This window comes from Bacillus vallismortis, assembly GCF_040784915.1.
Classification (GTDB): Bacteria; Bacillota; Bacilli; order Bacillales; family Bacillaceae; genus Bacillus; species Bacillus subtilis_G.
Window position 1 is genome coordinate 526,744 of the sequence record NZ_CP160797.1, and the last position, 18,497, is coordinate 545,240.

General features: G+C 42.0%; 23 protein-coding genes, 7 tRNA genes and 3 pseudogenes. 30 read left to right on the forward strand and 3 right to left on the reverse strand.

The window, feature by feature from the left end; genetic code table 11:
- Positions 1-57: 57 nt before the first annotated feature.
- From acpS to ABZM97_RS02765, 17 genes and pseudogenes are all read left to right on the forward strand, one after another.
- Positions 58-423 carry a holo-ACP synthase gene (acpS, locus tag ABZM97_RS02685; RefSeq protein ID WP_087992961.1) on the forward strand — a complete coding sequence of 122 codons (366 nt, stop codon included), beginning with the start codon at positions 58-60 and terminating at the stop codon, positions 421-423.
- A 164-nt stretch (positions 424-587) separates the two neighbouring features.
- Positions 588-1,604: an outer membrane lipoprotein carrier protein LolA gene (locus tag ABZM97_RS02690; protein ID WP_087992960.1), complete on the forward strand. Its 1,017-nt coding sequence runs from the start codon at positions 588-590 to the stop codon at positions 1,602-1,604.
- Positions 1,605-1,718: 114 nt separating this feature from the next.
- Entirely contained in the window at positions 1,719-2,888 is a 1,170-nt protein-coding gene (alr, locus tag ABZM97_RS02695) for an alanine racemase (protein ID WP_253268834.1), read from the forward strand.
- Positions 2,889-3,005: 117 nt separating this feature from the next.
- The gene (gene endB / locus ABZM97_RS02700; RefSeq protein WP_003225183.1) at positions 3,006-3,287 is read left to right on the forward strand and encodes a type II toxin-antitoxin system antitoxin EndoAI; all 282 of its coding nucleotides are present in this window, start codon (positions 3,006-3,008) and stop codon (positions 3,285-3,287) included.
- Between the two features lie 4 nt (positions 3,288-3,291).
- Positions 3,292-3,642: a type II toxin-antitoxin system endoribonuclease NdoA gene (gene ndoA, locus ABZM97_RS02705; RefSeq protein ID WP_003156187.1), complete on the forward strand. Its 351-nt coding sequence runs from the start codon at positions 3,292-3,294 to the stop codon at positions 3,640-3,642.
- Positions 3,643-3,755: 113 nt separating this feature from the next.
- A complete protein-coding gene (gene rsbRA / locus ABZM97_RS02710; RefSeq protein WP_087992958.1) occupies positions 3,756-4,580 on the forward strand; it encodes an RsbT co-antagonist protein RsbRA in 825 nt (274 codons plus the stop codon).
- A gap of 3 nt (positions 4,581-4,583) precedes the next feature.
- On the forward strand, positions 4,584-4,949 hold the full coding sequence (gene rsbS, locus ABZM97_RS02715) for an RsbT antagonist protein RsbS (RefSeq protein ID WP_003225190.1): 366 nt from the start codon (positions 4,584-4,586) through the stop codon (positions 4,947-4,949).
- 3 nt (positions 4,950-4,952) lie between these two features.
- A complete protein-coding gene (gene rsbT / locus ABZM97_RS02720) occupies positions 4,953-5,354 on the forward strand; it encodes a serine/threonine-protein kinase RsbT (RefSeq protein WP_003240352.1) in 402 nt (133 codons plus the stop codon).
- An 11-nt stretch (positions 5,355-5,365) separates the two neighbouring features.
- Positions 5,366-6,373, forward strand: a complete 1,008-nt coding sequence (gene rsbU / locus ABZM97_RS02725) for a phosphoserine phosphatase RsbU (protein WP_087992957.1) — start codon at positions 5,366-5,368, stop codon at positions 6,371-6,373.
- Positions 6,374-6,434: 61 nt separating this feature from the next.
- The gene (gene rsbV, locus ABZM97_RS02730) at positions 6,435-6,764 is read left to right on the forward strand and encodes an anti-sigma factor antagonist RsbV (protein ID WP_087992956.1); all 330 of its coding nucleotides are present in this window, start codon (positions 6,435-6,437) and stop codon (positions 6,762-6,764) included.
- A complete protein-coding gene (rsbW, locus tag ABZM97_RS02735) occupies positions 6,761-7,243 on the forward strand; it encodes an anti-sigma B factor RsbW (protein ID WP_024714444.1) in 483 nt (160 codons plus the stop codon). The genes rsbV and rsbW overlap by 4 nt, the downstream gene beginning before the upstream one ends.
- Positions 7,209-7,997 (forward strand): RNA polymerase sigma factor SigB, encoded by a 789-nt coding sequence (gene sigB / locus ABZM97_RS02740; protein WP_087992955.1) that lies wholly within the window; start codon positions 7,209-7,211, stop codon positions 7,995-7,997. Before rsbW ends, sigB begins: the two co-directional genes overlap by 35 nt.
- Positions 7,997-8,596, forward strand: a complete 600-nt coding sequence (gene rsbX, locus ABZM97_RS02745; protein WP_367387179.1) for a phosphoserine phosphatase RsbX — start codon at positions 7,997-7,999, stop codon at positions 8,594-8,596. The genes sigB and rsbX overlap by 1 nt, the downstream gene beginning before the upstream one ends.
- Positions 8,597-8,707: 111 nt before the next feature.
- Positions 8,708-9,133: a hypothetical protein gene (locus ABZM97_RS02750; RefSeq protein WP_038954149.1), complete on the forward strand. Its 426-nt coding sequence runs from the start codon at positions 8,708-8,710 to the stop codon at positions 9,131-9,133.
- A pseudogene (locus ABZM97_RS02755) lies at positions 9,130-9,569 on the forward strand (EVE domain-containing protein). The gene ABZM97_RS02750 and the pseudogene ABZM97_RS02755 overlap by 4 nt, the downstream one beginning before the upstream one ends.
- Positions 9,553-9,996 carry a MarR family winged helix-turn-helix transcriptional regulator gene (locus ABZM97_RS02760; RefSeq protein WP_087992953.1) on the forward strand — a complete coding sequence of 148 codons (444 nt, stop codon included), beginning with the start codon at positions 9,553-9,555 and terminating at the stop codon, positions 9,994-9,996. Before ABZM97_RS02755 ends, ABZM97_RS02760 begins: the two are co-directional and overlap by 17 nt.
- A gap of 93 nt (positions 9,997-10,089) precedes the next feature.
- A complete protein-coding gene (locus ABZM97_RS02765; protein WP_367387180.1) occupies positions 10,090-12,249 on the forward strand; it encodes a Tex family protein in 2,160 nt (719 codons plus the stop codon).
- Positions 12,250-12,258: 9 nt separating this feature from the next.
- On the opposite strand, the gene cmpA is transcribed toward ABZM97_RS02765, so the two are convergent.
- Complete coding sequence (gene cmpA / locus ABZM97_RS02770) at positions 12,259-12,372, reverse strand: cortex morphogenetic protein CmpA (RefSeq protein WP_003225207.1); 114 nt, start codon at positions 12,370-12,372, stop codon at positions 12,259-12,261.
- A 103-nt stretch (positions 12,373-12,475) separates the two neighbouring features.
- Here cmpA and ABZM97_RS02775 point away from each other — a divergent pair, with 103 nt between their 5' ends.
- The 9 genes and pseudogenes from ABZM97_RS02775 (at position 12,476) to ABZM97_RS02815 (ending at position 14,514) form a co-directional block, all read left to right on the forward strand.
- Complete coding sequence (locus ABZM97_RS02775) at positions 12,476-12,928, forward strand: SprT family protein (protein WP_087992951.1); 453 nt, start codon at positions 12,476-12,478, stop codon at positions 12,926-12,928.
- Positions 12,929-13,051: 123 nt separating this feature from the next.
- A tRNA-Asn gene (locus ABZM97_RS02780) sits at positions 13,052-13,126 on the forward strand.
- Between the two features lie 4 nt (positions 13,127-13,130).
- Positions 13,131-13,221 (forward strand) — tRNA-Ser (locus ABZM97_RS02785).
- Between the two features lie 29 nt (positions 13,222-13,250).
- Positions 13,251-13,322: transfer RNA gene (locus tag ABZM97_RS02790), tRNA-Glu, on the forward strand.
- A gap of 12 nt (positions 13,323-13,334) precedes the next feature.
- Positions 13,335-13,409 (forward strand) — tRNA-Gln (locus ABZM97_RS02795).
- 27 nt (positions 13,410-13,436) lie between these two features.
- Positions 13,437-13,512 (forward strand) — tRNA-Lys (locus ABZM97_RS02800).
- 11 nt (positions 13,513-13,523) lie between these two features.
- Positions 13,524-13,605 (forward strand) — tRNA-Leu (locus ABZM97_RS02805).
- An 80-nt stretch (positions 13,606-13,685) separates the two neighbouring features.
- Positions 13,686-13,769 (forward strand) — tRNA-Leu (locus tag ABZM97_RS02810).
- A gap of 480 nt (positions 13,770-14,249) precedes the next feature.
- Positions 14,250-14,514, forward strand: a pseudogene (locus ABZM97_RS02815) (hypothetical protein).
- Positions 14,515-14,614: 100 nt separating this feature from the next.
- Here ABZM97_RS02815 and ABZM97_RS02820 read toward each other — a convergent pair.
- Positions 14,615-14,851: a hypothetical protein gene (locus ABZM97_RS02820; protein ID WP_087992948.1), complete on the reverse strand. Its 237-nt coding sequence runs from the start codon at positions 14,849-14,851 to the stop codon at positions 14,615-14,617.
- A 126-nt stretch (positions 14,852-14,977) separates the two neighbouring features.
- On the opposite strand from ABZM97_RS02820, the gene ABZM97_RS02825 reads away from it, so the two are divergent.
- A complete protein-coding gene (locus ABZM97_RS02825) occupies positions 14,978-15,259 on the forward strand; it encodes a hypothetical protein (protein ID WP_087992947.1) in 282 nt (93 codons plus the stop codon).
- A gap of 553 nt (positions 15,260-15,812) precedes the next feature.
- A complete protein-coding gene (locus tag ABZM97_RS02830; protein ID WP_367387181.1) occupies positions 15,813-16,067 on the forward strand; it encodes a hypothetical protein in 255 nt (84 codons plus the stop codon).
- 713 nt (positions 16,068-16,780) lie between these two features.
- Here ABZM97_RS02830 and ABZM97_RS02835 read toward each other — a convergent pair.
- Complete coding sequence (locus tag ABZM97_RS02835; protein ID WP_367387182.1) at positions 16,781-17,203, reverse strand: VOC family protein; 423 nt, start codon at positions 17,201-17,203, stop codon at positions 16,781-16,783.
- 341 nt (positions 17,204-17,544) lie between these two features.
- Here ABZM97_RS02835 and ABZM97_RS02840 point away from each other — a divergent pair.
- Together ABZM97_RS02840 and ABZM97_RS02845 are read left to right on the forward strand one after the other, a co-directional pair.
- Positions 17,545-18,177, forward strand: a pseudogene (locus tag ABZM97_RS02840) (lysozyme family protein); the annotation flags it as partial.
- 142 nt (positions 18,178-18,319) lie between these two features.
- Positions 18,320-18,448: a hypothetical protein gene (locus tag ABZM97_RS02845; protein ID WP_277986995.1), complete on the forward strand. Its 129-nt coding sequence runs from the start codon at positions 18,320-18,322 to the stop codon at positions 18,446-18,448.
- The last annotated feature ends 49 nt before the right edge of the window (positions 18,449-18,497 follow it).

Genomic DNA, 18,497 nt, shown 5'->3' on the forward strand with positions numbered 1-18,497 from the left:
AACACGTTTATGAGACAAACCATTCAAATAGTACATACGCAAAGGAGGTTATCACCCATGATATACGGCATAGGACTAGATATCACCGAGCTTAAACGGATCGCTTCTATGGCCGGCCGCCAGAAACGATTTGCTGAGCGGATTTTGACGCGAAACGAGCTTGATCAATATGATGAGCTTTCAGAGAAAAGAAAAATCGAGTTTCTCGCGGGCAGATTTGCGGCAAAAGAAGCTTTCTCGAAAGCGTTTGGCACCGGTATAGGAAAGCAGCTTAGCTTTCAGGATATTGAAATTAAGAAAGACCAAAATGGCAAGCCTTATATCATTTGCGCAAAACTAAGCCAAGCCGCCGTTCACGTATCAATCACCCATACAAAGGAATACGCGGCCGCGCAGGTGGTGATTGAAAGGTTGTCAAGCTAGTCTGCATATTAGGGGCGCCCCACTCATATATTTGATAGTGCATTAAGGGAGACAAGTTGTTTGAGGCTTTTATGGTACGCATCCGTTCTGCCTAACGTGTACCGAGCGTACCGTTAAAGTCAAACAAGCGATTTCTTCCTTTTACATCAATTGAGAAGAAGGGGTTGAAAAAGGTGAGAAAAAGCTTTGTTTTGCTTTTAACGGGACTGCTTGCTGTCCTTATTCTTTCTGCCTGCGGGCAAAAAACACAGCAAGATATTGTGACCGGGTTAGATGAAAAGGCGAAAGAATATACCTCGTACAAAGCAAAAGCGAAAATGACCATCGAGACAGGGAGTGAGCCTCAAGTATACAATGTGGAAATCTGGCACAAAAAGCCGTCTCTGTACAGGGTTTATCTAGAAAATCCGAAAAAGGACCAAAATCAAGTCATTTTACGAAATGAAAACGGAGTATTTGTTCTCACGCCGTCTTTAAATAAGAGCTTCAGATTTCAAAGCGACTGGCCGAACAACAGCAGCCAGGTCTATCTGTTTGAATCGCTCGTAAAGGATGTTCAAAACGATTCAGATGCGGTTTTCACTGCGAAAGAAAAGAACTACGTATTTGAAACAAAAACGAACTATCAGCATAACAAAATGCTGCCAACGCAAGAAATCACGTTTAACAAAAAAGATATGAGCCCGTCATCTGTCAAAGTCATGGATACTGACCGAAAAGTTATGGTGAAAGTAGAATTCAGCAGCTTCGAATTCAATAAACATTTCGACAAAGAATCCTTTGACGAGAAGAAAAATATGACCCTTTCCCAAATGGATGTTGCCACAAGCGCGAAGCCATCCGATACATTCGCGGTCAAAACGCCGCTTGAACTGCCGCTTGGCGTAAAGCTGCTAGAAGAAAAAGATATCTCTACTGAAGACGGGAAGCGGATCATCATGACCTACGGAGGAGAAAAATCATTTACCTTAATTCAGGAAAAAGCCCATATTGCCAAGGCTTCCTCCTCAGTTAGGCTGAACGGCGAACCGGTGAATCTCGGCTACACCATCGGCGCCTTGTCGGATGCATCATTATCATGGACGTATGATGGCGTAGATTACCTTCTCTCATCTAAAGATCTTACGAAAGAGGAAATGGTGACAGTCGCGAAAAGCATGCAGGGACAATCATCTAAATAACCGCCAAAGGCCAAGCGTGATTTGGCCTTTTTTTCGTCGTGCATCGTTTCCCTTCGGCCTTTAATTTTAGTATGATATGTAAATGATATTGAATAAAAGCTAGGAAGTGTCATAATGAGCACAAAACCTTTTTACAGAAATACGTGGGCCGAAATCGACTTGTCCGCGATAAAGGAAAATGTCAGCAATATGAAAGAACATATCGGCGAACATGTCCATCTAATGGCGGTTGTGAAAGCAAACGCCTACGGGCATGGCGATGCAGAAACAGCGAAGGCGGCGCTTGACGCAGGTGCTTCATGCTTGGCAGTGGCTTTTCTCGATGAAGCGATTTCACTGCGCAACAAGGGCTTGAAAGCGCCGATTTTGGTGCTCGGCGCGGTTCCCCCTGAGTATGTATCAATCGCGGCAGAATATGACGTGACCATAACAGCTTATTCTGTTGAATGGCTTCAGGAAGCCGCCCGCCATATGAAAAAAGGTTCTCTTCATTTTCATTTAAAGGTCGATACGGGGATGAACAGGCTTGGCGTAAAAACAGAAGAAGAAGTTCATCACGTCATGGCGATTCTTGACCGTAACCCTCGTTTAAAATGCAAAGGGGTATTTACCCATTTTGCGACAGCGGATGAAAAAGAAAGAGGCTATTTTTTAAAGCAGTTTGAGCGCTTTAAAGAACTGATTGCTCCGCTGCCGCTCAAGAAACTGATGGTGCACTGTGCGAACAGCGCCGCCGGCCTCAGGCTGAAAAAAGGCTTTTTCAACGCGGTCAGATTCGGCATCGGCATGTACGGCCTCCGTCCGTCAGCCGACATGACGGACGAAATACCGTTTGAGCTGCGCCCCGCTTTCACCCTGCATTCAACGCTGTCGCATGTCAAACTGATCAGAAAAGGCGAGAGCGTCAGCTACGGAGCGGAATACACAGCGGAAAAAGATACATGGATCGGGACGGTGCCTGTCGGCTATGCGGATGGCTGGCTTCGAAAGTTGGAAGGAACCGAAATCCTTGTAAAGGGAAAACGGCTGAAGATCGCCGGCCGGATCTGCATGGACCAATTTATGGTGGAGCTGGATCAGGAATATCCGCCGGGCACAAAAGCCACATTAATAGGCCGGCAGGGAGATGAATATATTTCCATGGATGAGATTGCAGGCAGGCTCGAAACCATTAACTATGAGGTGTCTTGTACAATAAGTTCCCGGGTTCCCCGTATGTTTTTGGAAAATGGGAGTATAATGGAAGTAAGAAATCCTTTAGTGCAGGAAAATACAAGCAAATAGCTCATCTCATAATGGAGAATTCATAAAACAGCTTTGCTTGAAGAGTGAATAATGGTATCATTATCACTGGATGGATAAAAGAGTCGTATCCGTAAGTTTGGTGGAGGTGTATGTTTTTTGTCTGAATCCAGCGCAAGAACCGAAATGAAAATCAGCTTGCCCGAAAACCTAGTAGCTGAATTGGATGGTGTAGCGATGCGGGAGAAACGAAGCAGAAACGAACTGATATCACAAGCAGTGAGAGCGTATGTCAGCGAACGAACAACTCGTCACAACCGTGATTTGATGAGACGCGGCTATATGGAAATGGCGAAAATCAACCTGAATATTTCTTCTGAGGCTCACTTTGCGGAGTGCGAGGCTGAAACGACAGTTGAGCGCTTAGTCAGCGGAGGATAATCATTTGATTGTGAAACGCGGCGATGTTTATTTTGCTGATTTATCTCCTGTTGTTGGCTCAGAACAAGGCGGGGTGCGCCCGGTTTTAGTGATCCAAAATGACATCGGAAATCGCTTCAGCCCAACTGCTATTGTTGCAGCCATAACAGCGCAAATACAGAAGGCGAAATTACCAACCCACGTCGAAATTGATGCAAAACGCTACGGTTTTGAAAGAGATTCCGTTATTTTGCTGGAGCAAATTCGGACGATTGACAAGCAAAGGTTAACGGATAAGATTACTCATCTGGATGATGAAATGATGGATAAGGTTGATGAAGCCTTACAAATCAGTTTGGCACTCATTGATTTTTAGACATATGTGCAGGTTGCTCAAATCGAGCAACTTTTTTTGTTTTCAAAAAACATAAACGATATAATAGTGTAATAACAAAAAATATGTTGTTTTTTATCGGGAGGTAAGCGAATTTGATGTCGAATCAGACTGTATACCAGTTCATTGCCGAGAATCAAAATGAACTGCTCCAACTGTGGACTGACACACTAAGAGAATTAAGCGAGCAAGAATCATACCAGCTGACTGACCAAGTGTATGAAAATATATCTAAAGAATATATCGACATTCTTCTGCAGTCTGTTAAGGACGACCGCGCGGCTGAAAGCCAGATCAGCGAACTGGCGCTGAGAACCGTCCAAATTGGACTTTCTTTGAAGTTTCTGGCTACGGCGCTTGCTGAATTCTGGAAGCGTCTCTACACGAAGATGAACGATAAGAGATTGCCAGATCAAGAGAGTACGGAATTAATCTGGCAGCTTGACCGCTTTTTCAGCCCGATTAATACAGAAATCTTCAACCAATACTCAATCTCGTGGGAAAAAACCGTATCCTTGCAAAAAATTGCGCTGCAGGAGCTATCTGCGCCGCTTATCCCGGTGTTTGAAAACATCACCGTGATGCCGCTGGTCGGAACAATAGATACCGAACGTGCAAAACGAATTATGGAAAATCTTCTTAACGGTGTCGTCAAACACCGGTCACAAGTCGTGCTGATTGACATCACAGGTGTTCCTGTGGTTGATACGATGGTTGCCCATCATATTATTCAGGCGTCTGAAGCGGTAAGGCTTGTTGGCGCGAAATGCCTGCTCGCCGGCATCCGTCCGGAAATTGCTCAGACCATTGTCAACCTGGGCATTGATTTATCACAAGTTATTACTAAGAATACCCTGCAAAAAGGAATTCAAACAGCATTGGAAATGACGGATCGAAAAATCGTTTCATTGGGGGAATAACATTTGAGACATCCGAAAATCCCGATCTTGAAACTGTATAATTGCTTATTAGTGTCCATTCAATGGGAACTTGATGACCAAACTGCATTAACCTTTCAAGAAGACTTATTAAATAAAATATACGAAACAGGTGCCAACGGAGTCGTGATTGACCTGACATCTGTAGATATGATTGATTCATTTATCGCCAAAGTGCTGGGCGACGTCATTACAATGTCTAAGCTAATGGGCGCCAAAGTTGTTTTGACCGGCATTCAGCCCGCTGTGGCAGTGACGCTGATTGAACTTGGAATCGCGCTAGAGGAAATCGAAACAGCGCTCGACTTAGAGCAGGGGCTTGAGACATTGAAGCGGGAATTGGGGGAATAGCGAATGAACGACCAATCCTGTGTAAAAATCATGACAGAATGGGATATTGTGGCCGCCAGACAACTGGGGCGAAATGTTGCAAAAGAACTGGGTTTCGGCACGGTAGACCAGGCTAGAATTACAACGGCTATTTCAGAATTAGCCAGGAACATTTATTTGTATGCCGGCAAAGGCCAGATTGGTATTGAACAGGTCGCTGACAGAGGAAAAAAGGGCCTGAAAATCATAGCGGAAGACCAAGGGCCGGGAATTCCTGATATCCGTAAAGTCATGGAAGATGGATTTTCAACGTCTGGCGGACTCGGAGCGGGACTTCCTGGTGTCAAAAGGCTGATGGATGAATTCAGTTTAAATTCCGTATCGGGGGAAGGAACAGAGATACAAGCCATTAAATGGCTTCGGTAGGAGGTAAGAAAGTGGATTTTAGGGAGGTTATTGAGCAGCGGTATCATCAGCTGCTTAGTCGATATATAGCTGAATTAACAGAAACATCTTTATATCAAGCGCAAAAATTCAGCCGAAAAACAATCGAGCATCAAATTCCTCCGGAAGAAATCATCAGCATTCACCGAAAAGTGCTGAAGGAGCTGTATCCGAGTCTCCCGGAAGATGTTTTTCATTCGCTGGATTTTTTAATAGAAGTCATGATTGGATATGGAATGGCTTATCAGGAGCATCAAACCCTCAGGGGAATACAGCAGGAAATTAAATCAGAAATTGAAATCGCGGCAAATGTCCAGCAGACGCTGCTCGGAACAAAGATCCCGCAGGAAGAAGCGCTGGATATCGGTGCCATCAGTGTGCCCGCTAAACAGATGAGCGGTGATTATTACCACTTTGTCAAAGACAAGGAATCCATTAATATCGCAATCGCGGATGTGATCGGAAAAGGCATTCCGGCGGCTCTTTGTATGTCCATGATTAAATACGCGATGGACTCTTTGCCGGAAACGGGCATACACCCTCCTCAGGTGCTGAAAAATTTAAACCGGGTTGTCGAACAAAACGTTGACGCCAGTATGTTTATTACGATGCTTTATGCAAATTACAATATGGACAAGCATCAATTTACATATGCTTCGGCGGGACATGAACCGGGATTCTATTATTCTCAAAAAGACAACACGTTTTACGATTTAGAGGCCAAAGGGCTCGTTCTCGGCATCTCGCAGGATTATGACTACAAACAATTTGATCAGCATCTCGATAAGGGCGATATGATTGTCTTATTTTCTGACGGCGTCACAGAATGCAGAACGGAAAACGGTTTCTTGGAGCGTCCTGATTTGCAGAAACTCATTGAGGAACATATGTGTTCCTCTGCGCAGGAAATGGTCAAAAACATTTATGACAGCCTCCTCAAATTGCAGGACTTTCAGCTTCACGATGATTTTACGTTAATTGTTTTGCGAAGAAAGGTTTAGCATCAGCCAGCCGGGGGTATACAACAATTAATGATTTGAAGGATAATTTGAGGTGATATGAATGAATATAAATATTGATGTGAAGCAAAACGAGAATGATACACAAGTAAACATTGCAGGAGAAATAGATGTATACTCAGCCCCGGTGCTCAGAGAGAAGCTCGTTCCTCTGGCAGAACAAGGCGCTGACTTAAAAATTTGCCTGAAAGATGTCAGCTACATGGACAGTACCGGACTCGGCGTCTTTGTAGGCATCTTTAAAACAGTGAAAAAACAAGGCGGGTCGCTGAAGCTTGAAAATCTTTCTGACCGGCTGATTCGTCTGTTTGAGATTACAGGTTTGAAGGACATCATTGATATTTCTGCAAAGTCAGAAGGTGGAGTGCAATGAAGAATAACGCTGATTACATCGAAATGAAAGTGCCGGCCCAGCCTGAATATGTAGGGATTATAAGGCTGACGCTGTCAGGCGTCGCGAGCAGAATGGGCTATACGTATGATGAAATTGAAGATCTGAAAATCGCAGTCAGTGAAGCGTGTACGAATGCGGTTCAGCATGCTTATAAAGAAGACAAAAATGGTGAAGTGTCAATCCGATTCGGTGTGTTTGAAGACCGTTTAGAGGTCATTGTGGCGGATGAAGGAGACAGCTTTGATTTCGATCAAAAGCAGCAGGATCTAGGACCGTACACACCTTCGCACACAGTTGATCAATTATCAGAAGGAGGGCTCGGTCTATATTTAATGGAAACGCTTATGGATGAAGTCAGAGTGCAGAACAACTCCGGCGTCACCGTAGCGATGACAAAGTATTTAAATGGGGAGCGAGTTGATCATGACACAACCATCAAAAACTACGAAACTAACTAAGGATGAAGTCGATCGGCTCATAAGCGAATACCAAACAAATCAAGATCAACAGGCGCAAGAAACGCTTGTGCAGGTATATACAAATCTTGTAGATATGCTTGCGAAAAAATATTCAAAAGGCAAAAGCTTCCACGAGGATCTTCGCCAGGTCGGCATGATCGGGCTGCTGGGAGCGATTAAGCGATACGATCCGGTGGTCGGCAAATCGTTTGAAGCTTTTGCGATACCGACGATCATCGGTGAGATTAAACGTTTCCTCAGAGATAAGACGTGGAGCGTTCACGTACCGAGACGAATCAAAGAATTGGGCCCAAGAATCAAAATGGCGGTTGATCAGCTGACGACTGAAACACAAAGGTCGCCGAAAGTAGAAGAGATTGCCGAATTTCTCGATGTTTCGGAAGAAGAGGTTCTTGAAACGATGGAAATGGGCAAAAGCTATCAAGCCTTATCCGTTGACCACAGCATTGAAGCGGATGCGGAAGGAAGCACCGTCACGATTCTTGATATCGTCGGATCACAGGAGGATGGATATGAGCGGGTCAACCAGCAAATGATGCTGCAAAGCGTGCTTCATGTCCTTTCAGACCGTGAAAAACAAATCATAGACCTTACGTATATTCAAAACAAAAGCCAAAAAGAAACTGGGGACATTCTCGGTATATCTCAAATGCACGTCTCGCGTCTGCAGCGCAAAGCTGTGAAGAAGCTCAGAGAGGCCTTGACTGAAGATCCCTCGATGGAGTTAATGTAATGATCCAGGTTGAAGAAAACGAGCATATTCAAACTCTTGTATACCAACTGAATAAAGAAGGAAAATCGATTTGCGGCGACAGCTTTTATATGAAAGCAGATGATAAGGAGTTAATTTGCGCGGTAGCTGACGGACTTGGAAGCGGATCGCTTGCCAACGAATCTTCTGCAGCCATCAAAGACTTAGTGGAAAACTATGCGAATGAAGACGTACAAAGCATTATTGAACGCTGTAATCAGGCGATGAAACACAAAAGAGGCGCTACAGCTTCTATCCTGAAAATCAATTTTAAACAAAGGCAGTTTACGTACTGCTCTGTCGGAAACGTACGGTTTATTCTGCATTCCCCGTCTGGTGACAGCTTTTATCCTCTGCCGATTTCAGGCTATTTATCAGGAAAGCCGCAAAAATACAAAACACACACCGCCACCTACGAAAAGGGTTCAAAGTTCATTATACATACCGATGGACTAAACGTACCCGATATCCGCTCCCATTTGAAAAAAGGCCAATCGGTAGAAGACATATCGAATTCACTGAAAATGTACACGACATCAAGAAAAGACGATCTGACATATATTCTTGGGCAGCTGTCCTAGAAGAGTAGAAAAAAGAAGCTGGGAAAGCCGGCTTCTTTTTTTTGTGATCGACTATTAGTAAGTGCGCTTATTATAATTAATAAGTGTACTTATTATTTAGGGGGATTACAAATGTGGAAATATGAATACACTGCAATATCAGATGCGGCACCAGAAGAAATCTGGAAATATTATCAGCACCCAGAATCCTGGAAACAGTGGGATGCGGGCATCACATCAGCTTCTCTGAAAGGGCCGTTTCAAAATGAAACGGAAGGAGCATTGCTTTTGCGAGGAAATACAGTTCCATTTTGGCTTGAACATGTGGAGAAGCATCAATCATTTTCTGTCATATCCCACCTTCCGAATACAAATGTAAAAATGGAATTTTATCATGTACTGCAAAAGCGACAAGAGGGTCTAAACATCACGCATGGGGTTGTATTGGAAGGCGCAGAAGCAAAAAAATGGGGAGAAAAAATCGGGCAGGAACTGTCTAAAGACATCCCAGAGTCAGTCAACTGCCTTGTCCGTCTTTGCAAAGGAATGCTAAAATGAACACAAAATATTGGGTTGGCGTCGTGTCAGAGCAGCATGTTTTAAAAGGGACCGCCGGCGGATTTGCCCAAGTATGCCACGGTAAAAAAGCGCCTCTTGCCAGGATGAAAGAGAATGATTGGCTTATTTATTATTCTCCGCGAGATGCATATCCGGACGGCAGGCTGCTGCGATGTTTTACCGCTATCGGAAAAGTGAAGAGCGGAAACGTCTATCAATATCAAATGGCTCCGGACTTTATCCCATACCGGTTAGACATTGATTACTTTCCGTGTGAAAAAATAGGTTTTTACGATATTAAATCTCAGTTGGAATTTGTTCAGGAAACAAATCATCTCGGGCTTTTATTTCGAAGAGGGCACTTTGAAATCAGCAAAAATGATTTTTTGACAATATCACAAGCGATGGGAGTAATATAAGTGAAATGGCACTCTGAATTTAGCGGACCGAACACAAGTCCAGGTTTTTTATTATGGCAGGTCACACAAAGCTGGCAGCGGAAAATAGGGAAAGCATTGGCTGAGCATGACCTTACCCACGTTCAATTTGTTCTCCTGACCTCATGCAAGTATATGATTGCTCATGGAGAAACCGTCACGCAAAAAAAACTCGCAGGCTTCAGCCAGACCAATATCATGATGGTATCAGAGGTTGTGCGGACGCTTGAGAAAAAGGGATTTATCCAAAGAAGCAAAAATCCTCAGGATAAAAGGGAAGTTCTTCTGTCATTAACAGAAACAGGAGAGGAAAGAGTAACCTCTGCTCTGCCGATTGTCGAGCGGATTGACCAATCTTTTTTTGAAGCAGCCATGATAAAAGAGAACTTTCTAAGCGGCTTACAGGAACTCTTGAAAAATGAATAAAAATACGGGCAGCGGCAGCTGTCTTTTTTTATGTGTTTTTTTCTGTTTTTGATACACTAGAGTAAGAACGACAAAATTGGAGGCTATGGTTACATGGAAACGTCAGCCCTTTTGAAACAGCAAATTGCGAAAGAAATAGGTTTATCACAAAAACATGTTGAAAGCGTCATCCGCCTGCTTGAGGACGGCAACACAGTTCCGTTCATCGCCAGATATCGAAAAGAGCAGACGGGTTCAATGGACGAGGTTCAGATTCAGACCATTTCTGAACGATGGCAATACATACAAAACCTGAATCAGCGAAAAGAAGAGGTGATCAGGCTAATCGCCGAGCAGGATAAACTAACAGATGAATTAAAACGTAAAATTGACCAATCCGTAAAACTTCAGGAAGTAGAAGACCTCTACCGTCCGTATAAACAAAAGCGCAAAACGAAAGCGACAGTCGCCAAAAGCAAAGGCCTTGAGCCGCTTGCCGACTATATTATGACCCTTCCGCAAGATGACCGCCTTGCAGAAACAGCAGACCAATATATCAGCGAAGAAAAAGAAGTGTTCACCAGAGAAGAAGCCATTGAAGGCGCCAAGCACATTATTGCGGAACAAATCTCAGACGAACCGAATTTCAGAAAATGGATTCGCCAGGAAACCTTTAAAAAAGGAACGATCAAGTCAGCTGCCGGAAAATCAGCAGACACAGATGAAAAAAACGTGTACGAAATGTACTACGAGTATGAAGAGCCAATCGCAAAGGTCGTTCCGCACAGAGTGCTTGCCATGAACCGCGGCGAAAAAGAAGACATTTTAAAGGTGTCTATCGAACCGCCAGCAGATCACATTAAGGCTTACTTAGAAAAGCAAATCATCAAAAACCGTTCAACGTCTGTAAAAGAAATCTTGCAGGAAACGATTGAAGACAGCTACAAAAGACTGATTCAGCCTGCTATTGAACGTGAAATCAGAAAAGAGCTGTCGGAAAAAGCGGATGAACAGGCGATTCATATTTTCTCTGAGAACCTCAGAAAGCTTCTCCTTCAGCCGCCGATGAAAGGCAAGACGGTTCTCGGTGTAGATCCGGCTTTCCGAACAGGCTGTAAGCTGGCAGTGTCAGATGAAACCGGGAAAGTCTTAAAAATTGATGTGATTTACCCGCATGCACCTGTCAAAAAAACGAAAGAAGCTCATGAGAAAGTGAAAGCGATTCTTGAAGAGTATCAAGTGGAAATGGTGGCGATTGGAAACGGCACGGCCTCCAGGGAGACAGAGCAATTCATTGTGGATGTGCTGAAGGACACGCCGCGTGATATTTATTATGTGATTGTCAATGAAGCGGGGGCAAGCGTATACTCGGCATCTGAGCTTGCCAGAGAAGAATTTCCTGAGCTTCAGGTCGAGGAACGCAGTGCAGTATCCATCGCACGGAGACTTCAAGATCCGCTTGCGGAACTCGTCAAAATTGATCCGAAATCTGTAGGAGTGGGGCAGTATCAGCATGACGTCAGCCAAAAACGCTTAAATGAATCCCTGCGCTTTGTTGTCGAGACAGTCGTAAACCAGGTAGGAGTAAATGTCAACACAGCTTCCGCCGCGCTGCTTCAATATGTAGCGGGATTATCGAAATCCGTAGCGGGCAACATCGTTAAAAAGCGGGAAGAGCTCGGTAAATTTTTGAATCGAAAAGAACTGAAGGATATTCCAAGGCTCGGCGCAAAAACCTATGAACAATGTATCGGCTTTTTAAGAGTGCAGGAAGGGACAGAGCCTCTGGACAGAACAGGAATCCACCCGGAAAGCTATAAAGAAACAAAAACGCTTTTGAAAAAGTTCGGTCTTTCAACAGAGCAGATCGGTACGGCGGAATTGAAGGATAAAATCAACAAACTTGAGCTTTCTGAAACAGCAAAGGAACTGGGAATCGGTGAAATTACGCTGAAAGACATTTGTGAACAGCTGACAAGACCTGAACGTGATCCGCGTGATGAGGTGCCTAAGCCTCTGCTGAAAACAGACGTTCTTCAGCTGGAGGATCTGAAAGAAGGGATGGAGCTGCAGGGCACCGTGCGCAATGTAGTGGACTTCGGGGCGTTTGTTGATATCGGAGTCAAACAAGACGGGCTTGTGCATATCTCAAAACTCAGCAATCAATTTGTCAAGCATCCTCTTGATGTCGTGTCCGTCGGTGACATTGTGACGGTTTGGGTTGACGGTGTAGATGTACAAAAAGGCAGAGTATCGCTGTCTATGATAAAATAAAAGCACTGCTTACGAGCAGTGTTTTTTCCTATAGAAATACCAGCATTGATTCAGCAGTTTAATTTGGTAATTATCTTTTTCAAGGAACGCTTTTTGCATCTGTTTTTTAAGCCAATTTGGCATAGGCTCATTCCTCCTCAGCTTTTATCATAAGAGGGACGGTGATTACCATATTGTATGCGAACGGTGAATTGTCCCGTTCAATGTTTTTTAAGTGAGGTGCGCCATGGATAACAAAGAGCTTCAAAAGCTGACAGAGGATATTTCTGAAACGTATTTTAACAAGCCGTTCCGCCATCAGGCGCTTTTTAATGACAGGCTGAAAACGACGGGGGGAAGGTACCTGTTAACCTCTCATAACATTGAATTGAACAGGAAATATTTGATTGAACATGGCAGGGAGGAACTGATCGGCATCATCAAGCACGAGCTTTGCCATTACCATCTTCACCTAGAAGGAAAAGGGTACAAGCACAGAGACAGAGATTTTCGAGTGCTGCTGCAGCAGGTCAACGCGCCAAGGTTCTGTACGCCTTTAAAGAAAAAAACAGAAAACAAAAAAACTTATAGGTATATCTGTACGGCCTGCGGCCAACAGTATATAAAGAAGCGTGCCATGAACCCTGACAGATACAGGTGCGGAAAATGCCACGGAAAAATAAAAAGATTTTTTTCGTGAAAAAGGTTGACGGATATGGCAAGCCTATGGTACATTATAAAAGTCGTCACGAGAGATAGACAAAAAACATATACCTCTTGACACTGCAAATCAAGGCTGATACAATAAGTCTTGTCTTATTATTCCACAGTAGCTCAGTGGTAGAGCTATCGGCTGTTAACCGATCGGTCGCAGGTTCGAATCCTGCCTGTGGAGCCATATTGGAGAAGTACTCAAGTGGCTGAAGAGGCGCCCCTGCTAAGGGTGTAGGTCGCGTAAGCGGCGCGAGGGTTCAAATCCCTCCTTCTCCGCCATCAGATTTCGATATAAGTTCTCAACCATCGGCCCGTTGGTCAAGCGGTTAAGACACCGCCCTTTCACGGCGGTAACACGGGTTCGAATCCCGTACGGGTCATTCCATTTTCGTTGGGCTATAGCCAAGCGGTAAGGCAACGGACTTTGACTCCGTCATGCGTTGGTTCGAATCCAGCTAGCCCAGCCATTTTTATTTTTTGAAATTTAATAGCAAGAGCCATTAGCTCAGTTGGTAGAGCATCTGACTTTTAATCAGAGGGTCGAAGGTTCGAGTCCTTCATGGCTCACCATTTGTCTTTTTGCGGGTGTGGCGGAATTGGCAGACGCGCTAGACTTAGGATCTAGTGTCTTACGACGTGGGGGTTCGAGTCCCTTCACCCGCACTTTAATTACAAAGTGCACGCGAAATCGGTTTTGCTAGGTTAAGAGCCTAATAAACCAGCACAAACAATTTAATGATCACGCGGTCGTGGCGGAATGGCAGACGCGCTAGGTTGAGGGCCTAGTGGGTGAATAACCCGTGGAGGTTCAAGTCCTCTCGGCCGCATCAATGATACCAAGGGTTTTGACGCCCTTGGTATTTTTTTGTGTTTATTTTTAAATGATCTACTGCCCACTTACCTAAAGTAAGTCATCTGATTTATCAGCCATTTCCTTTTGTTTGGATATAGGTGTCCATAAACATCAATTGTTGTTCAGATATGATTGCAGAAGCTGAACTGGCGGACAAACATTGCTGATGTTGCTGACATGGTCGTTTAAAAACAATCTGTTAAATCTTTATAAACACAGGTGATGCGATTAAACGTTTGGGTCAACGGTACCAGAACGAAGTGAGGGTAAGGAGTTGACATATTCAGCGCCACCAAAACCCTCTTGGCATTGAACAAACAACTGTTTGTTCCTGCCTACAGGCGAGGGATTCCCCCGATGATTCGGAGGAATAGGGGGCTTGATAAACAGCAATCCAACGGGCTTTCGTTGGTGGGTTTGGATGAAAACCAAGAACTTAAATCGAAGGGATAAGATGTTTAACATTAATCTGTTGAATAAGGCCCGACGGAAAATAATTTGGAGTCTCTTGGCTGTTTAGAGATTGCCGAGGAACTGATTGAAAAAATGATGGAAGATGTTTTTTACAGTGATGTTGCTCAAAGAGTCATAGTCCAAACTTTTGCAGTTATAGATAACGTAAATGCTAACTTCAAGCCACATTCAACATTCTGGAGGATGAAGACGCTGAGACAGATGAAAGGACTGTGGAGTTTGAAGGGATTAGCTACTACCGATAAATGGGGAAAATGTGCGGTGTCTGTTGCCAGTACTAATGTTCAAAAAAAAGAATCCCTAGTTAAAGAGACTCTTAATGCTTAAATGGTCTTAATTTACTTGTTAGTTTTTAACGCTATCGTCATCTTCAAGCCATTTGTCGACTTTTTCTTCAAAGTTTTTCATTTCTTTCTTTGACATAGTAAAAGGTGCAAAAATTATATAGCCTAGAATGGCGGAAGAACCGAGCCAGATTATAAAATCAAATATGCCGTCAGTTTGTTTCCAAAAAAATAAAAAGTTAATTAGCATTGCCCCTATAACGGTGCTTATAATTCCTTTCAAAGTTGATTTATTCAAGCTATCACTCCAGTAATATAAAATTTTCTTTAATTATACCATCAAAGTTAAAATATACTATTTATTTCAACAATTTTTAAGAAATAGTTAAAGTACAGATGACATAAGGTGGAGTGAAAATGTGCGGTGTGGGCTGCAGACAAACGATTCAAAAGCTTAGGTTTTAATGTGGGTATCCCCTCTTTAGTTTTTGTGAGAAGTTTAAGCAGAGATTGCATGTTGGTTGTCGAAGGCGAACGAATAAGAGGGTTTGCTGAATATCGTTACACATTCTATAAAACAAGATATTTGCCGGACGGTCGAATGACTAGCTTAAAAGTTTATATTGAGAATCAAAGCATAAAAAGGGTGTTACATCGTATAGCATCCTTTTTATTATTCCTAGAAAAAACAAAGCAAATTATATAAGAAGGGAGTGTTGGAAATGTAAATCAAGTTAGAGGGAGTTTTACAAATGTCTTGGTGGAAATGGATAAACATAGCTTGTATAGTAACGCTAGTCTTAGTTATTGGTATTAAGTTATTAACCGAACAACAGATAAGTACACCTCTATTAGTATTTTCATCTATTGTTGTTCTAAGCAGTATATTAAGACTTATTGGGGAAAAGTCTTAATTAGAAGCAAATTAAAAAATCTATAATCATCAGTTCAAATGTGATGAACAAGTAAGGATGTTACAACATGTAGCATCCTTTCATTATATAGCAAGCATAGTTGCCTGCTTCTTTTAAAGGTGGATGTAAACGTGCAAAACAAAAAAATGTGGGTCATCTTATTTGTTATAGGTTTAGTTAGTATTTTAATCTTATTTTCAAATTTATATATAGTCATACAAAACATATAACGTCAAAAATTTCAGAGCCTGATCTTTTGGTTTCATTTACTAATGCACACCTGATTACCTCCTATTACTTCAATGATGATATCCTCCATCAAGAAAAATGACAGAATATCTTTCAATGACTTTAAATAAAGACAGAAGCACATTATATTACACAAAAAGAGATAAACAAAATAAATTAAATGTTGTACGTTTCGAATTAAAAACGGGCAGAAAAGAAATTGTAACCAAAAGTTTTGATTACGCTGACGAACTGCAACTCTCTTCTGATGAAACAACAATATATATGAGAGTAAATCTACCAAACCATCGCAACTTCCATTTGGCCTCACTTAATTTGATCACTAAAAAAACCGCAATTATATTTCCATAAATCAAATGAAGATCAAAATGTAGCCTTTTTCCAATATAATTCACGTGAAAATAATCAAATTGTTTTACATTATTCTTTAACCGAAGATATGTAAAATGTTGAAAAAAAGCAAATTTAACAGGAGACCCGCCAAAACCTCCTAAAACTTTCTTTTCAATTATTAGTTCAAAACAAACAAACAAACAAAGCAAATTGGAAGCCTTACTAAACCTATACAAGATGTTGCAATTGCACCAAAAGGTATAACAAGGTTTTATTTACGTCTGGCTCAGAATCAGATAATGAGTCCAGAACTGTATATGAGTTAGATTTGGGAACAAATAAATTAAAGAGAATGGGGAGTTCAAATTACTTAGTCAGGCATTCCTCAATACTCATCTGATGGAAAAGAGGTTTATTTCTTAGGGATTGATTCAAAAGCTAAGTCATACACTGATGAATCGACTGGAAGAGAAATAAAAGAACGAACAATTTTCTCTTACACTATACAGAGTAAAGAATTTGCAAAACGCTGGAAAAATCCAATGGAGTTATTCATAACTTTTCTGTTTTAAATGAACAACAAAAACATTGTTAAAAACGGTGATACAAGGTCACCTTTTCTGATGGTAAATTTTTGGCACCAATAGCAAGTCATTAACTTTCTTGCATGAAAAACACTACTCCATTATGGGTAAAATTAAAATCAGTGTTTTTTACTTATTAAAATTTGGTTATTCAATTGTATCCCAGTGCGGATTCCAAACGATTTCCCATAAGTGCCCATCAGGGTCTTGGAAGTGACCGGAGTATCCGCCCCAAAAAGTATCATGAGCAGGATCAGTTATCGTTGCTCCTGCCTGTTTTGCCTGTTCCATGACTTTATCGACTTCAGCTTTACTATTAACATTATGTCCTAATGTAAATTCGGCAGGGCTTGGTGCAGTTAAAGTAACTTTTGTCTCATGTGCGATGTCTTTGCGATTCCATATGGCAAGTTTTAGTCCTGTTTGTAAGTCAAAAAAGGCTACTGCACCATGTTCAAATTCTGTGCCAACTATTCCTTCTGTAGGCAGACCTAGACCATCCCGATAGAAGTGCAGCGATTTTTCTAAGTTATCTACGCCTAAAGTGATTACTGTAATCCGTGGTTTCATTAGCAATGTAACCTCCCAAGTTAGTTATAAGTAAATTATATCAAAACGGAATATGAGGAGATCTAGAATACCAAAGAAAAGACTGACGAAAATTTTCGTCAGCCTTTTTATAATAAGGAGAAATTAAAATTTATAATCAAAATAGGTGAAAAAATTAAGACGTTCATTGTTTTGGCTCACCATTTTTTAACCATAATTCATATAAACGTATAGAAATGATGGAAAATCAAAATAAGGAGTGTAATGAAAACAAGCTTTCATAACCAGTGATATGGATTTACTATGTTGAGGGTCTAGTGGGTGAATAACCCGTGGAGGTTCAAGTCCTCTCGGCCGCATCAATGATACCAAGGGTTTTGACGCCCTTGGTATTTTTTAAAAAAATTGTGTACTCCCCACGAACTGCCCACTTGCCTAAAGGCGGCGGGGATGGTGAATATGAAACGGTTGGCATTGCACCGGAAGTCGAACGATTTAGGGCTGTATTTGAAAAGTACGCCCGTCAGGAAGGTTTTTTGACCAAGTGAATATTATTATGGCGCTCACCATGCAGGAAAGTGGTGGGCGTTCTTTAGATATTATGCAAAGTTCCGAGAGTATTGGCTTACCTCCAAACTCCATAACTGACTCAGAATATGAAATTGAAGTCGGCATTAAACATTTTAAGAAGATTTTTAAACAGGCTGGCGAGGTTGTCCGTTTAACCTTACAGGCATACAACTTTGGTTCTGGATATGTGAAAAAGAATGGCGGGAAATACACAAAGAAACTGGCACTTGATTTTAGCCGATTGCAAGCTTTTAAAATGGGCTGGAAAAGCTATGGTGATCCAAGTTATGTTGATTACGTCATGAGATATGTAAGGTTCTGATAAAAATGTAGCGCCTGAAAATGGCTCTATGGACTTTTATGAAACGGTCATGAAAGAAGCCTTGAAATATGAAGGGCAACCGTATGCCTGGGGTGGTTCAAACACAGAAAAATGTTTGCTGACGTTGAAAATTTCGCTACCGAAATTGGGCATTATTTTCATCATCAGGGAAATTTAGAGCTATAAATGAGTATTATCGTATTAGTATTGGGGCGAGACAAAAATAAAGAAAGGAGAGATTATAAATGAAGATCAGCCGAATTCTATTGACAGTAATGGTGTTAAGTAGCATCTTAACATTTATTCATTCTGTAGATAAAAACAGTACTCCAAATGGTGGTTTCAACATTGCCGCAGATCGAGTTGGTGCATAAAGAGGAAGGTAATTATACCTTCCTTTTTTTATTTGATGGATTACTGAAC

Bases quoted from the DNA above. Each gene is read 5' to 3' on its own strand.
- acpS (WP_087992961.1), top strand. From the start codon at position 58: ATGATATACGGCATAGGACTAGATATCACCGAGCTTAAACGGATCGCT.
- alr (WP_253268834.1), top strand. From the start codon at position 1,719: ATGAGCACAAAACCTTTTTACAGAAATACGTGGGCCGAAATCGACTTG.
- rsbT (WP_003240352.1), top strand. From the start codon at position 4,953: ATGAACGACCAATCCTGTGTAAAAATCATGACAGAATGGGATATTGTG.
- rsbV (WP_087992956.1), top strand. From the start codon at position 6,435: ATGAATATAAATATTGATGTGAAGCAAAACGAGAATGATACACAAGTA.
- rsbW (WP_024714444.1), top strand. From the start codon at position 6,761: ATGAAGAATAACGCTGATTACATCGAAATGAAAGTGCCGGCCCAGCCT.
- sigB (WP_087992955.1), top strand. From the start codon at position 7,209: ATGACACAACCATCAAAAACTACGAAACTAACTAAGGATGAAGTCGAT.
- rsbX (WP_367387179.1), top strand. From the start codon at position 7,997: ATGATCCAGGTTGAAGAAAACGAGCATATTCAAACTCTTGTATACCAA.
- ABZM97_RS02750 (WP_038954149.1), top strand. From the start codon at position 8,708: ATGTGGAAATATGAATACACTGCAATATCAGATGCGGCACCAGAAGAA.
- ABZM97_RS02765 (WP_367387180.1), top strand. From the start codon at position 10,090: ATGGAAACGTCAGCCCTTTTGAAACAGCAAATTGCGAAAGAAATAGGT.
- cmpA (WP_003225207.1), bottom strand. From the start codon at position 12,372: ATGCCAAATTGGCTTAAAAAACAGATGCAAAAAGCGTTCCTTGAAAAA.
- ABZM97_RS02775 (WP_087992951.1), top strand. From the start codon at position 12,476: ATGGATAACAAAGAGCTTCAAAAGCTGACAGAGGATATTTCTGAAACG.
- ABZM97_RS02830 (WP_367387181.1), top strand. From the start codon at position 15,813: ATGACTTTAAATAAAGACAGAAGCACATTATATTACACAAAAAGAGAT.
- ABZM97_RS02835 (WP_367387182.1), bottom strand. From the start codon at position 17,203: ATGAAACCACGGATTACAGTAATCACTTTAGGCGTAGATAACTTAGAA.
- ABZM97_RS02845 (WP_277986995.1), top strand. From the start codon at position 18,320: ATGAAGATCAGCCGAATTCTATTGACAGTAATGGTGTTAAGTAGCATC.